The organism is Saccharospirillum sp. ABV4_185 (assembly GCF_056159245.1).
The window spans coordinates 1,496,115-1,512,491 of sequence record NZ_JBSWUW010000001.1 but is presented as its reverse complement, the minus strand read 5'-3'; the positions used below and the strand labels follow the sequence as shown (position 1 = coordinate 1,512,491).

The window sequence follows — 16,377 nt, the reverse complement described above, 5'->3', positions numbered from 1 at the left end:
TATGCCCGGGGTTAGCCCGGTAACGAAGGGTCGGCTTCCATCGCCAGCCGGTTGGCCAGGATGACTGCCTGAGTGCGGTTGAGTACCCCCAGCTTACGGAAGATGGCGGTCACATGCGCTTTAACGGTGGCTTCAGAGATACTCAGATCATAGGCGATCTGCTTATTCAGACGGCCACGTTGCAACTGCTGCAAGACTCGTAATTGCTGGTCAGTGAGGTCTTGAATGCGCTGGGCGATGTCGGCTATTTCAGCGTCGTCCTCGCGCTCCGGCAAGCCTTCCGGCCAGACTTCATCTCCGGCCAAGACTCGCGCTACCGCAGCCTGAATATCGCTGGTTGAGGTCGATTTAGCGATAAACCCTAAGGCACCCAGTGCGCGGGTTCGAGCCACGATTGCCGGGTCATCACTGCCAGAAATAACCACCAGTGGCACCTCGGGAAATTCCTTACGAATCTGAACCAGACCAAAGAACCCTTCACTGCCGGGCATGCGCAGATCGAGCAACAAAAGGTCATATTCGTCGCCGGCACTGAGCCGTTCGCGGGTTTCATCAAGCGTTGAAGCCAGTTCGATATGGCAGTCCGCCAGCTCTCCGGTCTGTAACGCCATGGTTAAAGCATCGCGGAACAACGGATGATCATCAGCAATAAGTAACTGGTAAGACATCAATGATTTCCTGGCGCAGAACGGTGCACGAAACTTAGCCATCACCGTTCTATATTGTTGTTTTCGTTCGGACGCAGTTTGACGCTTTTTTCACCAAGTGTGAACCGTGGCACAAAAAAAGCCCGGCCAGGCCGGGCTTCGATGGGCCGGAGTAGACTCCGGCAGAACACGGTTTACTGATTCAGGCGATGCTCAATCAGGTCATCTACCACAGAAGGATCCGCCAAGGTTGAGGTATCGCCGAGCGCATCGTGCTCATTGGCAGCAATCTTGCGCAAGATACGGCGCATGATTTTACCTGAGCGTGTTTTCGGCAGACCGTCGGCCCACTGAATCAAGTCTGGCGAGGCGATGGGACCGATTTCCTTGCGCACCCACTGCACCAGCTCTTTGGTCAGTTCCTCGGTCGGCGCAATGCCAGCCATGGGACTAACGTAAACGTAGATACCCTGACCTTTGACATCGTGTGGATAACCCACCACCGCCGCTTCCGATACCGCCGGGTGAGCGACCAGTGCGCTTTCGATCTCGGCTGTGCCCAAGCGGTGACCGGAGACGTTGAGAACGTCATCGACGCGGCCGGTGATCCAGTAATAACCGTCTTCATCGCGACGCGCGCCGTCACCGGTGGTATAGACGCCTTCATAGGCACTGAAGTAGGTCTGGATAAAGCGTTCGTGGTCGCCGTAAACACTGCGCATCTGACCGGGCCAGGAGTCAGTAATCACCAGATTGCCCTGCACAGCGCCTTCCAGCGTGCGGCCGGCGTTATCGAGCAAGGCCGGTTTGATGCCAAAGAACGGACGAGTCGCCGAACCGGGTTTGAGGTCGGTGGCGCCGGGCAGCGGGCTGATCAGAATGCCGCCGGTTTCGGTCTGCCACCAGGTATCGACGATCGGCAGCTTAGCGTTGCCGAAGTTCTGGTGATACCACTCCCAGGCTTCGGGGTTGATTGGTTCACCGACTGAACCGAGCAGGCGCAATGACGACAAATCAACGCCGGTGTAGGCCTCATCGCCCTTGGCCATCAGGGCGCGAATGGCGGTCGGGGCGGTGTACAGGACGTTGACCTTATGCTTCTCAATAACCTGGGCGATGCGCTTGACCGACGGATAGGTCGGCACACCTTCGAACATCAATGTCTGGGCGCCGTTGGCCAGCGGTCCATACAGAATGTAAGAGTGACCGGTCACCCAGCCGACATCAGCAGCGCACCAGTAAACATCCCCGTCTTTGTAGTCGAACACATACTGGTGAGTAATGGACGCATAGACCAGATAACCACCGGTGGTGTGCAACACACCTTTAGGCTTGCCGGTCGAGCCGGAGGTGTAGAGGATAAACAGCGGATCTTCGGCATTCATTTCTTCGGCCGGGCAATCATCCGAGGCCTGCGCCACGGCGTCGTGGTACCAGACATCACGACCCTCTTTCCAATCGACTTTGCCACCGGTACGACGCACCACCAGTACCTTGTCGACACAGTCGGTACCGGGCTGTTCCAACGCTTTATCGACGTTGACCTTGAGCGGTACCTTTTTGGAGCCGCGCAAACCTTCGTCAGCGGTAATCACCACATTGGAGGTACAGTCTTCAATACGACCGGCCAGAGCGTCCGGAGAGAACCCACCGAAGACCACCGAATGAATAGCGCCGATGCGCGCACAGGCCAGCATGGCGTAGGCGGCTTCGGGCACCATCGGCATATAGATGGTTACCCGGTCGCCTTTTTTGACGCCCAGGTCTTTCAGTGCGTTGGCAAGACGGCATACATGGCCGTGCAATTCGCGGTAACTGATGGTTTGTTTTTCGTCAGTCGGCTCATCCGGCTCGAAAATAATGGCCGGCTGATTACCACGGCTTTCCAGATGGCGATCGATGCAGTTATAGGCAACGTTCAAGGTGCCATCGTGGAACCATTTGATGTGCAGATCGCTTTTATCGAAGCTGACATCTTTAACCTGAGTATAGGGTTTGAACCAGTCCAGCCGTTGTCCCTGCTCACGCCAGAAGCCTTCGTTGTCATCAACCGACTGCTGATACAGGCGCTGGTAATCTTCGCTTTTGATCAGTGCCCGTTCGCGGGCTGCACTGGGCACCGGATAGACTTTGCTTTCCATTTTGTTTCCCCTGTTTTTGTTCTAAGTTCAGTCATAGGGACTACATTGTTGTGCTGCGTTGCCGACTCACAATGAGACATTAGTCGATTCGCATTTAATGCCCGGCAAACAGCCAGGCATCCAGCTTAAAACGACATCATCGCTTTGCCTAGCGCCAGCGCCGCTCAGCCATCTTCATCGGTCTCCTGATAATTCTCGAACAGCTGTTTAAGCGCCGCCTGAGCGCGGCCATTGACGCTGTCTTTCGGGAACAGCCCACCGCTGTCCATCTGCCCCGGTGTCTGACCGGTTAACAGCTCCAGCGCCTGGTACACATGACGCACCGCCAGAATACGGAATTGACCGGCTGCAACGGCATCGATCACCGCTTTACGCAACATCAGATGCTTCAAATTGTCCGCTGGAATAATAACGCCTTCCTGGCCGGTTAAACCGCGCTGCTCGCACAGTTTGAAAAATCCTTCGATCTTTTCATTGATACCACCGACGGCCTGAACTTCACCGAGCTGATTCATTGAGCCGGTTATCGCCAGACATTGCTGCACCGGTGCCTGAGCGATGGACGACAGCAGCGCACAATATTCAGCCACGGTGGCGCTGTCGCCATCGACATGACCATAGCTTTGTTCCATGGCTATGTGCGCCGACAAGGTCAACGGAAAACGGCGACCGAAATCGTGGCCCAAAAAGCCGCTGAGAATCATCACACCTTTGGAGTGAATCGCCTGACCGAGTTCAACTTCACGCTCGATATCGACCACGCCTTTGGCGCCGACATGAACGGTGGCGGTGATACGTGCTGGCGAACCAAAACGGCTTTCACCAATTTCCATAACGGTAAGGCCATTAACACAACCGACACGTTCGCCAGTGGTATCGATCAGTACCGTGCCTTCCTGAATTTCGGTCAGCATCTGATCGGCGATGCGGCCGTTACGATACTCCGCTGCTGTTAACGCTCGTTCAACGTGTTCGTAATCGATCACCTTGGCTTCATCGTGACGACACAAGAAATCCGCCTCAGCAAAAACCTTGAATACCTTAATCACCTGAGCAGAGAGTCGACCTTGATGCTCCGCCTCGCGCAGGCTGTATTCAATCAACCGCTCCAAAGCGCTGCGGGTCAGAGGGCGCAGACCCTTATCTTCACCATAGGCCTTGATGCGCAGAATCAGGTTGTCGACCGTTTCCTGATTACGCGGAATAAAATTATCGAAGTCGACCGGCACTCGGAACAATTCATTAAACTCCGGATCCCATTCCTGCAACTGGTAATAAATATCACGAGAACCGAGCAAAATAATTTTCACATTCAGCGGAATACTTTGCGGACTGAGCGTCACCGAGTGCATCAGACTGGCATCGATAAAGGGTGACTCCATTTTCAACTCGCGCGTTTTCAAAGCGAGTTTTAATGCATCCCAGGCAAAGGGTTCAATCAGTAACTTTTCAGCATCCAAAATCAAATAGCCGCCGTTGGCTTTAAGCAAGCTGCCCGGCCTAATTAATTGGAAATTGGTAACTGGCATTCCCTGCTGAGTGGCGTATTCGATGCGGCCAAAAAGATTTTGATAGGTCGGCAGCATTTCATAAACCACCGGCACGCCGGCGTTCATTTCACGCTGCGTCAGCAGGTTCGGTTTCAAGTAAGCCTGCAACGCCTGTTTGCGTTCCTGATCACTGCGCGCTTCCAAGCCTAATTCATCGGCATAAAGTTCCAGAATCAGAGGCGGTAAATGAGTTTTTATCGCCCGCAAATAACGCAACACGCTGAGTTGGCTTTGGTACTTAACTTCCAACTCTTTGAGCATAGGCTTAATCGCCTGCTGCACCGTTTCGGTGTTCAGCTGACGCAATTGCTCGGAGGTGTTACGCCGCCAGGTCGGTAGTTCGAGCAGTTGTTCGTTAAGATATTCTTCAATTTCACTGATGCGTTTTTGGAACTCACCACGCAGGTCTTCTGGCAATTGAGCGAATTCAGTTTCATCGAGCGCTTTGCCATCGATAACTGGCAACAACATCACGCTGTTTGAATCGGAAACAACAGCCACATCCTGCTGATTGGCAAAGCGTTCAACCGTTGCCATGGCGGCGTCGTATTTTTGATTGAAATCGCGATCAAGCGCCGTGCGTTTGCGCTGATATGTCGGGTTCTCAAAGGCCGCCGGAAAGGTGTCCATCAAATCTTCGATAAAGCTGTTGATCGCCTTCGCCAGATCTTCGCCCCGGGCCGCCGGCAGCTCCAGCGTCATCGGTTCCCGCGGCGTTTCAAAATTATTGATGTAGGCCCATTCGGATGGCGCCGCCTGGCTTTCAGCCAAGTCTTTGACATAGTTGGACACCAGCGACTGACGCCCGGTGCCTGACTCCCCCATCACATAAAGATTGTATCCGGTGCCACGCATGGCGATGCCGAATTCGAGGGACTCTTTAGCGCGTGGTTGCCCCAGAAAACCACTGCTTCCCTCCAGGTCTGCAGTGGTTTCGATATTCAGATGGCTCAGATCAACCTGAGCTTTGAGCTGATGCGCCGCCAACGGACGCAAGGAAGCGGGATCGTACTGAGACATGAAGGTCCTTCAGCGGGCAGTGCCCGACGTCAAACGGCCACCTCGCCTTTGATGTGCGGGTGCGCCTGATAGTCGACAATTTCGAAATCTTCGAATCGATAGTCAAACAGACTGTCCGGTTTTCGCTTAATCGACAAGCGTGGCAACGGATAGGGTTCGCGGCTCAGTTGCAGATCGGTTTGCTCTGCATGATTGGAGTAGATATGCACATCGCCGCCACTCCAGACAAAATCACCCACTTCCAGGCCAGCCTGCTGCGCCACCATATGAGTCAAAAGAGCATAGGAGGCGATGTTGAACGGCAGCCCCAAAAAGACATCACAGGAACGTTGATAGAGCTGACAACTGAGTCGGCCATCGGCGACATAAAACTGGAACAGACTGTGGCAGGGCGGTAACGCCATCCGGTCGACATCGGCCGGGTTATAGGCCACGACCAACATACGACGACTGTCCGGATTGGTTTTCAGGGTATTCAGCACCTGGCTGATCTGGTCAATGGTGTCGCCATCGGGCGTACGCCAGCTGCGCCACTGCTGACCGTATACCGGACCCAGATCGCCGTTTTCATCAGCCCACTCATCCCAGATTCGTACACCGTTTTCTTTTAAATAGTGAATATTGGTGTCGCCACTGAGAAACCATAGCAGTTCATGGATGATGGAGCGCAGGTGCAATTTCTTGGTCGTGACCAGCGGAAAACCCTGCTGCAAATTGAAGCGCATCTGGTAACCGAACACACTGGTGGTGCCGACCCCAGTGCGGTCTTCTTTAGTAGCGCCGTGGGCCTTGATATGACGAATAAGATCCAGGTATTGCTTCATGCGCGCTTGCCTTTTTTCTCCATTGTGTCGGTTTCATAACGTGGATGCCGATAGGCCCAAATCAACATAAACACACCTATCAGAATCATCGGAACCGACAACAACATGCCCTGGGTGACGAAGCCCAATGCCTGGAAGCCCAGATGCGCATCCGGCTCACGGAAGAATTCAGCAGCGATGCGCAACACCCCGTAACCCACCATAAAGAAGCCCGATACCGCCATACGCGGACGGGGCTTACGGCTGAACCACCAGAGCACCAGAAACAGCAACAGACCTTCGCCAGCCATCTGATAGAGCTGCGACGGGTGCCGCGTCAGACCATCGACTTGGGGAAAAACCATCCCCCAGGGAACATCGGTCGGACGACCCCAGAGCTCACCATTGATGAAATTACCCAAGCGACCAAAGAACAGTCCAGGTGGGACTAAGGGCGCAACGAAATCACCTACGGTGAAGATCGCCATATGGCGACGTTTGGCGAACAGTACAACGGCCACAACGACGCCGATAAAGCCGCCATGGAAACTCATGCCGCCATCCCAGATGCGGATCAGGTAGAGCGGGTTCTGGAAAAACAGATCAAGATGGTAGAACAGGACATAGCCGATACGGCCACCAAGAACGATGCCGAGCACGATATAAAACAGCAGATCACTGACTTGTTCGGGGGTAAAACCACGCCAACTTTGGCGCTTGGCACGCCAGATGCCCAAATAGAGCCCGGCCACAAAACCAAGCAGGTACATCAAGCCATACCACTGCACCTGGATGGGGCCCCAGATGTGCAGCGCAACCGGATCAAATTGCGGGTGAATCATCGGCAAGTCCTCGACACTGAAGACGGCATCATACCAGAGCCGCTATGGCGCTCCTATGACTGCCGCCTTCAGCAAGGACCAGGATTCAGGCGTTAAAGCGATCCCGGTCGTGAGGCGCATCAAAACTTAACTGCGGCCCCTTGGGAACGACGCGATGTGGATTGATGGTATCGTGGCTGTAGTAGTAATGCCGCTTGATGTGCACCAGATCCACCGTCTCGGCGATGCCGGGCTGCTGATACAGATCGCGCACATAATTCTGCAGATTGGGATAGTCGGCAATACGACGCAGATTGCATTTAAAGTGTCCGACGTAAACAGCATCAAAACGAACCAGTGTCGTGAACAGTCGCCAATCCGCTTCGGTAATCTGATCACCCGCCAGGTAGCGCTGTTGTGACAAGCGTTCTTCCAACCAGTCCAGGCTGTCGAACAGCTCATCAAAAGCCGCTTCATAGGCCGCCTGAGTAGTCGCGAAGCCGGCTTTGTAAACGCCGTTGTTGACTGTGTGATAGACACGCTCGTTGACCGAATCGATGGTGTCGCGCAGCGGTTCAGGATAGTAGTCCAGTGTATTACCGGTAATACCATCGAAGGCGGAATTAAACATGCGGATGATTTCCGCACTTTCGTTGCTGGCAATGGTTTGTTGCTCTTTATCCCACAACACCGGGACCGTCACACGCCCGGTGTAATCGTCTTTAGCGCGCAAATAGAGTTCGTAATGGCGTTTCAGACCATAAAGATCGTCACCAATCGGCGTCGAACTGGGCAGCTCAGGCCCCTCATAGACCCAGCCTTCCTCCAGCATATCCGGGTGAACGACCGATAAGCCAATATGCGATTCCAGCCCTTTCAGCTTGCGAAAGATCAAAGCGCGATGCGCCCAGGGACAGGCCATGGAGACATACAGATGGTAGCGCCCGGACTCCGCCTTGAAGCCACCTCGCCCGGATGGCCCCGGTTCACCATCAGCGGTTACCCAATTACGGAAATACGCATCTTCACGCTGAAATTTCCCACCTGTTTTGCTGGTGTCATACCAGCGGTCCTGCCATTGACCGTTAACCAAAAGACCCATGAAACCCCTCGCTTCAGCATCCAAATGCATGCTGATTGATACATTTAAACCAGTGATAGTTAGCTTAGATATTAGTTCGGTGACGCCATAATCACAGCAGAACTTCCTGACTCTGGTCTTCAGAATATTTGAAGCGCAGCTAAGGACGACTGGCCAAAGGTGATCTATGCTTGATTGAAAGTTAATGATGTCGCGGCTGCATGGAAATGGATGTTCAGACAATACTGAACGAGACTCTGGAAGCAACTCAGGTCGGGATCAATATTTGCGACCAGCAGGATCGCCTGATTTACTGTAATCCGGCCTGTGCCCAGCTATTCAACTTACCGATCGAAAACGTGCTGGGCCGCTCCTGGTATGACGTCATGCGTCATTCCTACTATGAAAACGGCACCCTGGCGATTGATACCGATGACATAGAAGCCTGGCTTGAATCTGCACGACAGAAACGTCAGTTTAGCGACTACCGCACCTTTGAAATGGATACCCGCGATGGGCGCTGGTTTCTGTGTTCCGAATATCGTCACCCGTCCGGCTGTCTGGTCTTTCAAGCCACCGAAAATACCCGCCAAAAACGGCTCGAATTGCAACTGGTCGAGACCAAGCGCCAACTTGAAGAATTGGTGAGCCACGACGACTTGACCGGCCTGCATAATCGTCGCTTTTTCTTAGAAGAATTACACCGCACTCTGGCACAGAGCGAATCGCTAGCCAGTGACTCAAGCCTGCTGATGATTGATCTGGATTTCTTTAAATCGATTAACGACAACTTTGGCCATGCCAGTGGCGACCAGGTACTGAAGGAATTTAGTCACCTGCTTCCCGAACTGCTGCGCCCTTATGACCAAGCTGCCCGTATCGGTGGCGAAGAGTTTGCCGTCTTCCTTCCGGACACTCAGGCTGAGGAAGGGTTACGCATCGCAAACCGGATTCGTGAAACGATCAGTCAACATCACTGGTCTGGTTTCGAACCGGATTTCCGTCTTACCTTATCCATTGGTGGCATCAGCTGTCGTCCTGGTGCGGTTGCACCCGATGAACTATTAGCCAGGGCTGATAAGGCTCTTTATCAGGCTAAATCAGATGGGCGTGATCGAGTCGTTTGGGAAGGTTATTCCGACCATTAAAAAGGCGACCCTAGGTCGCCTTTTTCATTCTTGCTGGTCCGGCTATTACTGAACAGCGGCCAGCATATGATCAACAGCGGCTTCCACTTCTTCATCGCTCAAGCTGCCATTACCACCTTTCGCTGGCATGGTGTTGAAACCGTTGATGGCGTGGTTATAAAGCGTATCAACGCCTTTCTCGATGCGAGGCGCCCAATCACCAGCATTACCCAGACGGGGCGCGTTTAAAACGCCACTGCCGTGACAAGCAGCACAGACATTGCTGTAAACCTGATCGCCACTCATCGGCTCATCGCTCGCTGATGAGGCAGCCGCTACATTAGCCGTCTCACAGGGTTGTCCTTCTATACAAACGTTACCGGCTGGCGCTAAACGGTCCCGCACCTGGTCTTCGTAAGACTCGCCCCAGGCCAAGCCAGCCAACAATGTGAAGGTCATCAGCACTAGCAATTTTTTCATTATTGGACCCGCATCTTTAGATAATCGAAGGTGGCGCAAGTATAACCAGTAACGAGGCCATTGAAAAATCAGAACGCCCGTTTAAAACAACCCTGGGAGTAGGGCGGCGCTCCGCTGGCCGGCATCCCGGGACTCCTAGAGTAGGACATCGTCGTCCCCCGGTTTCCAGGCAATAAAAAACCCCAGGCCATCTCTGACCTGGGGTTCGCAATAAAAGCTTGACGATGACCTACTCTCACATGGGGAAGCCCCACACTACCATCGGCGAGGCTGCGTTTCACGACTGAGTTCGGCAAGGAGTCAGGTGGTTCCACAGCTCTATGGTCGTCAAGCAAACTGGTTGGTGGCTGTTGTTTTTTGCAGTTTTAACGAAGCCGTTTTTCTGTGTTGGCTTCTGTCAACAACGCACCCAATTCGCTCTGATTGACACGTTTTCTCATCTTTCTTACAGCCAGCTAGCTTTCTAGCTTTCTTTCTCACCAGCCGTCTTCTGTCCGATCGTCCAAGTGTTCTATAGCTCTATCTTTGTTGCGTCCAAGCCGCCAACACCCCTTGGGCGTTATATGGCCAAGCCGCACGGGCCATTAGTACTGGTCAGCTCAACGCCTCACAGCGCTTACACATCCAGCCTATCAACCAGGTCGTCTTCCTGGGCCCTTTAGGAGACTCGAAGTCTCAGGGAAAACTCATCTTGAAGGGGGCTTCCCGCTTAGATGCTTTCAGCGGTTATCCCGTCCGAACGTAGCTACCGGGCAATGCGATTGGCATCACAACCCGTACACCAGGGGTTCGTCCACTCCGGTCCTCTCGTACTAGGAGCAGCTCTTCTCAGTTTTCCAACGTCCACGGCAGATAGGGACCGAACTGTCTCACGACGTTCTAAACCCAGCTCGCGTACCACTTTAAATGGCGAACAGCCATACCCTTGGGACCGGCTTCAGCCCCAGGATGTGATGAGCCGACATCGAGGTGCCAAACACCGCCGTCGATGTGAACTCTTGGGCGGTATCAGCCTGTTATCCCCGGAGTACCTTTTATCCGTTGAGCGATGGCCCTTCCATACAGAACCACCGGATCACTATGACCTGCTTTCGCACCTGCTCGACCTGTCCGTCTCGCAGTCAAGCACCCTTGTGCCATTACACTAACCGCATGATTTCCGACCATGCTTAGGGTACCTTCGTGCTCCTCCGTTACTCTTTGGGAGGAGACCGCCCCAGTCAAACTACCCACCACACACGGTCCTCGCCCTGGATCACAGGGCTGAGTTAGAACCTCAAACTTGCCAGGCTGGTATTTCAAGGTCGGCTCCACATGGACTGGCGTCCACGCTTCTAAGCCTCCCAGCTATCCTACACAAACAAGTTCAAAGTCCAGTGTGAAGCTGTAGTAAAGGTTCACGGGGTCTTTCCGTCTAGCCGCGGATACACTGCATCTTAACAGCGATTTCAATTTCACTGAGTCTCGGGTGGAGACAGCGCCCCCATCGTTACGCCATTCGTGCAGGTCGGAACTTACCCGACAAGGAATTTCGCTACCTTAGGACCGTTATAGTTACGGCCGCCGTTTACCGGGGCTTCGATCAAGAGCTTCGCCTAAGCTAACCCCATCAATTAACCTTCCGGCACCGGGCAGGCGTCACACCGTATACGTCCACTTTCGTGTTTGCACAGTGCTGTGTTTTTAATAAACAGTCGCAGGGGCCTGGTATCTTCGGCTGGCCTCAGCTCCAGTCGTAAAGACCTTCACCTAACACCAGCGTGCCTTCTCCCGAAGTTACGGCACCATTTTGCCTAGTTCCTTCACCCGAGTTCTCTCAAGCGCCTTGGTATTCTCTACCTGACCACCTGTGTCGGTTTTGGGTACGGTTCCGGTGTACCTGAAGCTTAGAGGCTTTTCCTGGAAGCTGGGCATCAGTGACTTCGCGTTCCGTAGAACGACCGTCATCGTGTCTCAGGATTGTGGAACCGGATTTGCCTAATCCCACTCCCTACTCACTTGAACCAGGACAACCAACGCCTGGATCACCTAGCCTTCTCCGTCCCCCCATCGCAGTACACCCAAGTACGGGAATATTAACCCGTTTCCCATCGACTACGCTTTTCAGCCTCGCCTTAGGGGCCGACTCACCCTGCTCCGATTAACGTTGAACAGGAACCCTTGGTCTTTCGGCGTGGGAGTTTTTCACTCCCATTGTCGTTACTCATGTCAGCATTCGCACTTCTGATACCTCCAGCATGCTTCTCAACACACCTTCAACGGCTTACAGAACGCTCCTCTACCACTTGTGCAAGCACAAGTCCGTAGCTTCGGTACCATGTTTGAGCCCCGTTATATCTTCCGCGCAGGCCGACTCGACTAGTGAGCTATTACGCTTTCTTTAAAGGGTGGCTGCTTCTAAGCCAACCTCCTAGCTGTCTAAGCCTTCCCACATCGTTTCCCACTTAACATGGATTTTGGGACCTTAGCTGACGGTCTGGGTTGTTTCCCTTTCCACGACGGACGTTAGCACCCGCCGTGTGTCTCCCGGATAGTACTCTACGGTATTCGGAGTTTGCATGGGGTTGGTAAGTCGGGATGACCCCCGAGCCCAAACAGTGCTCTACCCCCGTAGGTATAAGTCCGAGGCGCTACCTAAATAGCTTTCGAGGAGAACCAGCTATCTCCCGGCTTGATTAGCCTTTCACTCCGATCCACAGGTCATCCCCTAATTTTTCAACATTAGTGGGTTCGGTCCTCCAGTTGATGTTACTCAACCTTCAACCTGCCCATGGATAGATCGCCGGGTTTCGGGTCTACATCACGCGACTGGACGCCCAGTTAAGACTCGCTCTCGCTACGGCTCCCCTATACGGTTAACCTCGCCACGTAATGTAAGTCGCTGACCCATTATACAAAAGGTACGCCATCACCCCCGAAGGGGCTCTGACTGCTTGTACGTACAGGGTTTCAGGGTCTATTTCACTCCCCTCTCCGGGGTTCTTTTCGCCTTTCCCTCACGGTACTGGTTCACTATCGGTCAACTGGGAGTATTTAGCCTTGGAGGATGGTCCCCCCGTCTTCAGTCAGGATACCACGTGTCCCGACCTACTCGATTTCACACCGTTGAGCTTTCGTGTACGGGGCTATCACCCACTATGGCGGTCCTTTCCAGAACCTTCCACTAACTGGCCCGGTGCTTAAGGGCTGGTCCCCGTTCGCTCGCCGCTACTGAGGGAATCTCGGTTGATTTCTTTTCCTCGGGGTACTTAGATGTTTCAGTTCCCCCGGTTCGCCTCTTGCTCCTATGTATTCAGAACAAGATACCCGCTAAAAGCAGGTGGGTTTCCCCATTCAGACATCTCCGGATCACAGGTCGTTTGCCACCTCCCCGAAGCTTTTCGCAGGCTACCACGTCTTTCATCGCCTCCAGTTGCCAAGGCATCCACCCTGTACGCTTAATCGCTTGACCATATAACCCGAAGGAGTGTCCCCACCGAAGTGGCTTCACGCTTCAAGCTTATGAGCGACGTCTTGAACGACAAAGATATTGCTACGCTTGGTTTTAATCAGACTTCTTTCTTTGAGAAAACTTCAATCAGATTGTTAAAGAACAGAAGATGCTTGCGAGTCTGCGCAAGGCGAAATGTTCTTGCTGTGATAAACAACAAAACCACTTGGCGTTGCGGACGAATGAATGGATTTTCTTTTTCAGGATTTGCCGAACGTTCTCGATGACCAAATTCGTCAAGACAAGGCGAAAGATAAGGAAGCATAGTCATCTATGCGACGCGCCTTTCAACGCAGGATTGACGGATTTGGTGGAGCTATGCGGGATCGAACCGCAGACCTCCTGCGTGCAAAGCAGGCGCTCTCCCAGCTGAGCTATAGCCCCATTTAAACTTGATCTTTTTCCGCCTGAACTTCGTTGCGCCGCTTCGCTCGTTCAGTCACATACTTCAGCATGCTCCTTCACTCACTCATTGCGCGCCTCGTCAGCCGAAAAAATCTCGGCGTTTAACTTCAACGCTTAAAACGCTTTAATTTTCGCAAGACAAGGCGGAAGTTCGCGAAGCGTATTAACAATACGTGAGCGGGCTTCCAACGCAGGATTGCGGAAATTTGGTAGGACTGGGCAGATTTGAACTGCCGACCTCACCCTTATCAGGGGTGCGCTCTAACCAACTGAGCTACAGTCCTAAAAATCACCGACGTAGCTCCGTTGCCATGACACAACCTTGAAGCCACACCTGAAAATCGTCAGTGGCTGCAGGCCGATTTTCCAACGTACAAACACGCAAAAAATCAGCGAGCCCTGTCGCTAATCCATTCACATCTTCAAGGAATCAAGTAATTCGTTGTGGACACTTGCGAGTCTAGGTTTAAGGAGGTGATCCAACCCCAGGTTCCCCTAGGGTTACCTTGTTACGACTTCACCCCAGTCATCAACCACACCGTGGTGAGCGCCCAATGTTAAGCTACCCACTTCTGGTGCAATCAACTCCCATGGTGTGACGGGCGGTGTGTACAAGGCCCGGGAACGTATTCACCGTGACATTCTGATTCACGATTACTAGCGATTCCGACTTCATGGAGTCGAGTTGCAGACTCCAATCCGGACTACGACCGGCTTTTTCAGATTAGCTCCACCTCGCGGCTTCGCAACCGTCTGTACCGGCCATTGTAGCACGTGTGTAGCCCTACTCGTAAGGGCCATGATGACTTGACGTCGTCCCCGCCTTCCTCCGGTTTGTCACCGGCAGTCTCCTTATAGTCCCCGACCGAATCGCTGGCAAATAAGGATAAGGGTTGCGCTCGTTACGGGACTTAACCCAACATTTCACAACACGAGCTGACGACAGCCATGCAGCACCTGTCACTGCGTTCCCGAAGGCACCAAGGTATCTCTACCAAGTTCGCAGGATTTCAAGAGTAGGTAAGGTTCTTCGCGTTGCTTCGAATTAAACCACATGCTCCACCGCTTGTGCGGGCCCCCGTCAATTCATTTGAGTTTTAACCTTGCGGCCGTACTCCCCAGGCGGTCGACTTATCGCGTTAACTTCGCCACCAAGTCCTTAAAGGTCCCAACGGCTAGTCGACATCGTTTACGGCGTGGACTACCAGGGTATCTAATCCTGTTTGCTCCCCACGCTTTCGCACCTCAGCGTCAGTATCAGCCCAGAGTGTCGCCTTCGCCACTGGTGTTCCTTCCGATCTCTACGCATTTCACCGCTACACCGGAAATTCCACACTCCTCTGCCGTACTCAAGCGAGCCAGTTTTGAATGCCATTCCCAGGTTGAGCCCGGGGCTTTCACATCCAACTTAACTTGCCGCCTACGCGCGCTTTACGCCCAGTAATTCCGATTAACGCTCGCACCCTCCGTATTACCGCGGCTGCTGGCACGGAGTTAGCCGGTGCTTCTTCTGACAGTAACGTCAATGATCTCGGGTATTAACCGAAACCCCTTCCTCCTGTCTGAAAGTGCTTTACAACCCGAAAGCCTTCTTCACACACGCGGCATGGCTGGATCAGGGTTGCCCCCATTGTCCAATATTCCCCACTGCTGCCTCCCGTAGGAGTCTGGGCCGTGTCTCAGTCCCAGTGTGGCTGATCATCCTCTCAGACCAGCTAGAGATCGTCGCCTTGGTGAGCCTTTACCCCACCAACTAGCTAATCTCACGCAGGCTCATCCAGTAGCGAGAGCCGAAGCCCCCTTTCCTCCGTAGAGATTATTCGGTATTAATCCGGATTTCTCCGGGCTATCCCCAACTACCGGGCAGATTCCTACGCGTTACTCACCCGTCCGCCGCTCGTCAGCAACTAGCAAGCTAGTCCTGTTACCGCTCGACTTGCATGTGTTAGGCCTGCCGCCAGCGTTCAATCTGAGCCATGATCAAACTCTTCAGTTTAAAGTCTGGCAAAGCATCCAAAGACACTTCGCCTTTACTCATGACTCGTTCGCAAGCTGGAATCCCCTAAAGAATTCCAACGCCTCTCAGAATTTTCTGACAGGTCACTTGTCGATCGAGTTTTGTCCCTAAGGACATATTGGTCGACCCACAAGCGCCCACACGAATTACTTGATTCCAACACTGTTAAAGATCGACGAGCCGCGCTGTTGGCGCTCGTTTAAGCGAGGCGCGTATTCTACGCCTGCGCCGCATCCTGTCAACTCTAATTTGCAAAATTCGTTTAGGAATCAGCTTGTTAGCGTCGCGCTCTTCATCGACTCGAACAGCGCTTCAGGATGGCTGTCGGTGACAGCGGAGGCGCATTATAGAGATGGGCTGAGTGCTGTCAAGGAAGCGGCTGAGGTTATTTAACCACCTTCAAGGATGGCTTTTTGGCAGCGCTTTCCTTTTGACCTTTCGGCCCCTCTGGAGCAGACGGCGGCGGGTCGGTTGGCTCTTCAATATCAAAGCCCATACCCTGGCCATTTTCTTTCGCAAAGATGGCCATCACTGCGCCCATTGGAACCCGGATTAAGGTCGGGACGCCGCCGAAGCGGGCACTGAATTCAATCCATCGATTATCGAAGGCCAACTCACGCACCGCCGTGGGCGATACATTGAGCGTTATCTGGCCATCGCGGACAAATTGCACCGGAACTTCGACGCCCGGGTAGTCGGCAGCGACAACCAGATAAGGGGTGCAGTCGTTATCCAGCACCCATTGATGGATGGCTCGAACCATATAGGGCTTGTTCGAAGTCATCTCAGCCATGA

At 53.3% G+C, this 16,377-nt stretch carries 10 protein-coding genes, 2 tRNA genes and 3 rRNA genes; 1 reads left to right on the top strand and 14 read right to left on the bottom strand.

Translation table 11 applies throughout. The features are described from left to right. Positions 1 to 11: 11 nt before the first annotated feature. The 6 genes from ACXAE6_RS07045 to ACXAE6_RS07020 all read right to left on the bottom strand — a co-directional run bounded on the left by ACXAE6_RS07045 (position 12) and on the right by ACXAE6_RS07020 (position 8,084). Entirely contained in the window at positions 12 to 668 is a 657-nt protein-coding gene (locus tag ACXAE6_RS07045) for a response regulator (RefSeq protein ID WP_475146146.1), read from the bottom strand. Between the two features lie 173 nt (positions 669 to 841). Next, the gene (gene acs, locus ACXAE6_RS07040) at positions 842 to 2,788 is read right to left on the bottom strand and encodes an acetate--CoA ligase (RefSeq protein WP_475146144.1); all 1,947 of its coding nucleotides are present in this window, start codon (positions 2,786 to 2,788) and stop codon (positions 842 to 844) included. A gap of 164 nt (positions 2,789 to 2,952) precedes the next feature. Continuing rightward, complete coding sequence (locus ACXAE6_RS07035; protein ID WP_475146142.1) at positions 2,953 to 5,358, bottom strand: Lon protease family protein; 2,406 nt, start codon at positions 5,356 to 5,358, stop codon at positions 2,953 to 2,955. A 29-nt stretch (positions 5,359 to 5,387) separates the two neighbouring features. Continuing rightward, positions 5,388 to 6,182 (bottom strand): thymidylate synthase, encoded by a 795-nt coding sequence (gene thyA, locus ACXAE6_RS07030; RefSeq protein WP_475146140.1) that lies wholly within the window; start codon positions 6,180 to 6,182, stop codon positions 5,388 to 5,390. Next, positions 6,179 to 7,003: a prolipoprotein diacylglyceryl transferase gene (gene lgt / locus ACXAE6_RS07025; protein ID WP_475146138.1), complete on the bottom strand. Its 825-nt coding sequence runs from the start codon at positions 7,001 to 7,003 to the stop codon at positions 6,179 to 6,181. Before lgt ends, thyA begins: the two co-directional genes overlap by 4 nt. An 85-nt stretch (positions 7,004 to 7,088) precedes the next feature. Beyond that, the gene (locus ACXAE6_RS07020; RefSeq protein ID WP_475146136.1) at positions 7,089 to 8,084 is read right to left on the bottom strand and encodes a glutathione S-transferase family protein; all 996 of its coding nucleotides are present in this window, start codon (positions 8,082 to 8,084) and stop codon (positions 7,089 to 7,091) included. A gap of 200 nt (positions 8,085 to 8,284) precedes the next feature. Here ACXAE6_RS07020 and ACXAE6_RS07015 point away from each other — a divergent pair, with 200 nt between their 5' ends. After that, positions 8,285 to 9,211 carry a GGDEF domain-containing protein gene (locus ACXAE6_RS07015; RefSeq protein WP_475146134.1) on the top strand — a complete coding sequence of 309 codons (927 nt, stop codon included), beginning with the start codon at positions 8,285 to 8,287 and terminating at the stop codon, positions 9,209 to 9,211. A 45-nt stretch (positions 9,212 to 9,256) separates the two neighbouring features. On the opposite strand, the gene ACXAE6_RS07010 is transcribed toward ACXAE6_RS07015, so the two are convergent. The 8 genes from ACXAE6_RS07010 to ACXAE6_RS06975 all read right to left on the bottom strand — a co-directional run bounded on the left by ACXAE6_RS07010 (position 9,257) and on the right by ACXAE6_RS06975 (position 16,375). Further along, positions 9,257 to 9,670: a c-type cytochrome gene (locus ACXAE6_RS07010; protein ID WP_475146132.1), complete on the bottom strand. Its 414-nt coding sequence runs from the start codon at positions 9,668 to 9,670 to the stop codon at positions 9,257 to 9,259. A gap of 216 nt (positions 9,671 to 9,886) precedes the next feature. After that, positions 9,887 to 10,002 (bottom strand): 5S ribosomal RNA (gene rrf, locus ACXAE6_RS07005). A gap of 231 nt (positions 10,003 to 10,233) precedes the next feature. Next, a 23S ribosomal RNA gene (locus ACXAE6_RS07000) occupies positions 10,234 to 13,121 on the bottom strand. Between the two features lie 97 nt (positions 13,122 to 13,218). Further along, on the bottom strand, positions 13,219 to 13,431 hold the full coding sequence (locus tag ACXAE6_RS06995; RefSeq protein WP_475146130.1) for a hypothetical protein: 213 nt from the start codon (positions 13,429 to 13,431) through the stop codon (positions 13,219 to 13,221). Positions 13,432 to 13,468: 37 nt separating this feature from the next. After that, positions 13,469 to 13,544: transfer RNA gene (locus tag ACXAE6_RS06990), tRNA-Ala, on the bottom strand. 228 nt (positions 13,545 to 13,772) lie between these two features. After that, positions 13,773 to 13,849: transfer RNA gene (locus ACXAE6_RS06985), tRNA-Ile, on the bottom strand. A 183-nt stretch (positions 13,850 to 14,032) separates the two neighbouring features. Next, positions 14,033 to 15,561 (bottom strand): 16S ribosomal RNA (locus tag ACXAE6_RS06980). The 16S, 23S and 5S rRNA genes sit together here with 2 tRNA genes alongside, the layout of an rRNA operon. A gap of 406 nt (positions 15,562 to 15,967) precedes the next feature. Further along, positions 15,968 to 16,375, bottom strand: coding sequence for a ClpXP protease specificity-enhancing factor (locus ACXAE6_RS06975; protein WP_392797154.1), 408 nt, complete (start codon positions 16,373 to 16,375; stop codon positions 15,968 to 15,970). Positions 16,376 to 16,377: the final 2 nt, after the last annotated feature.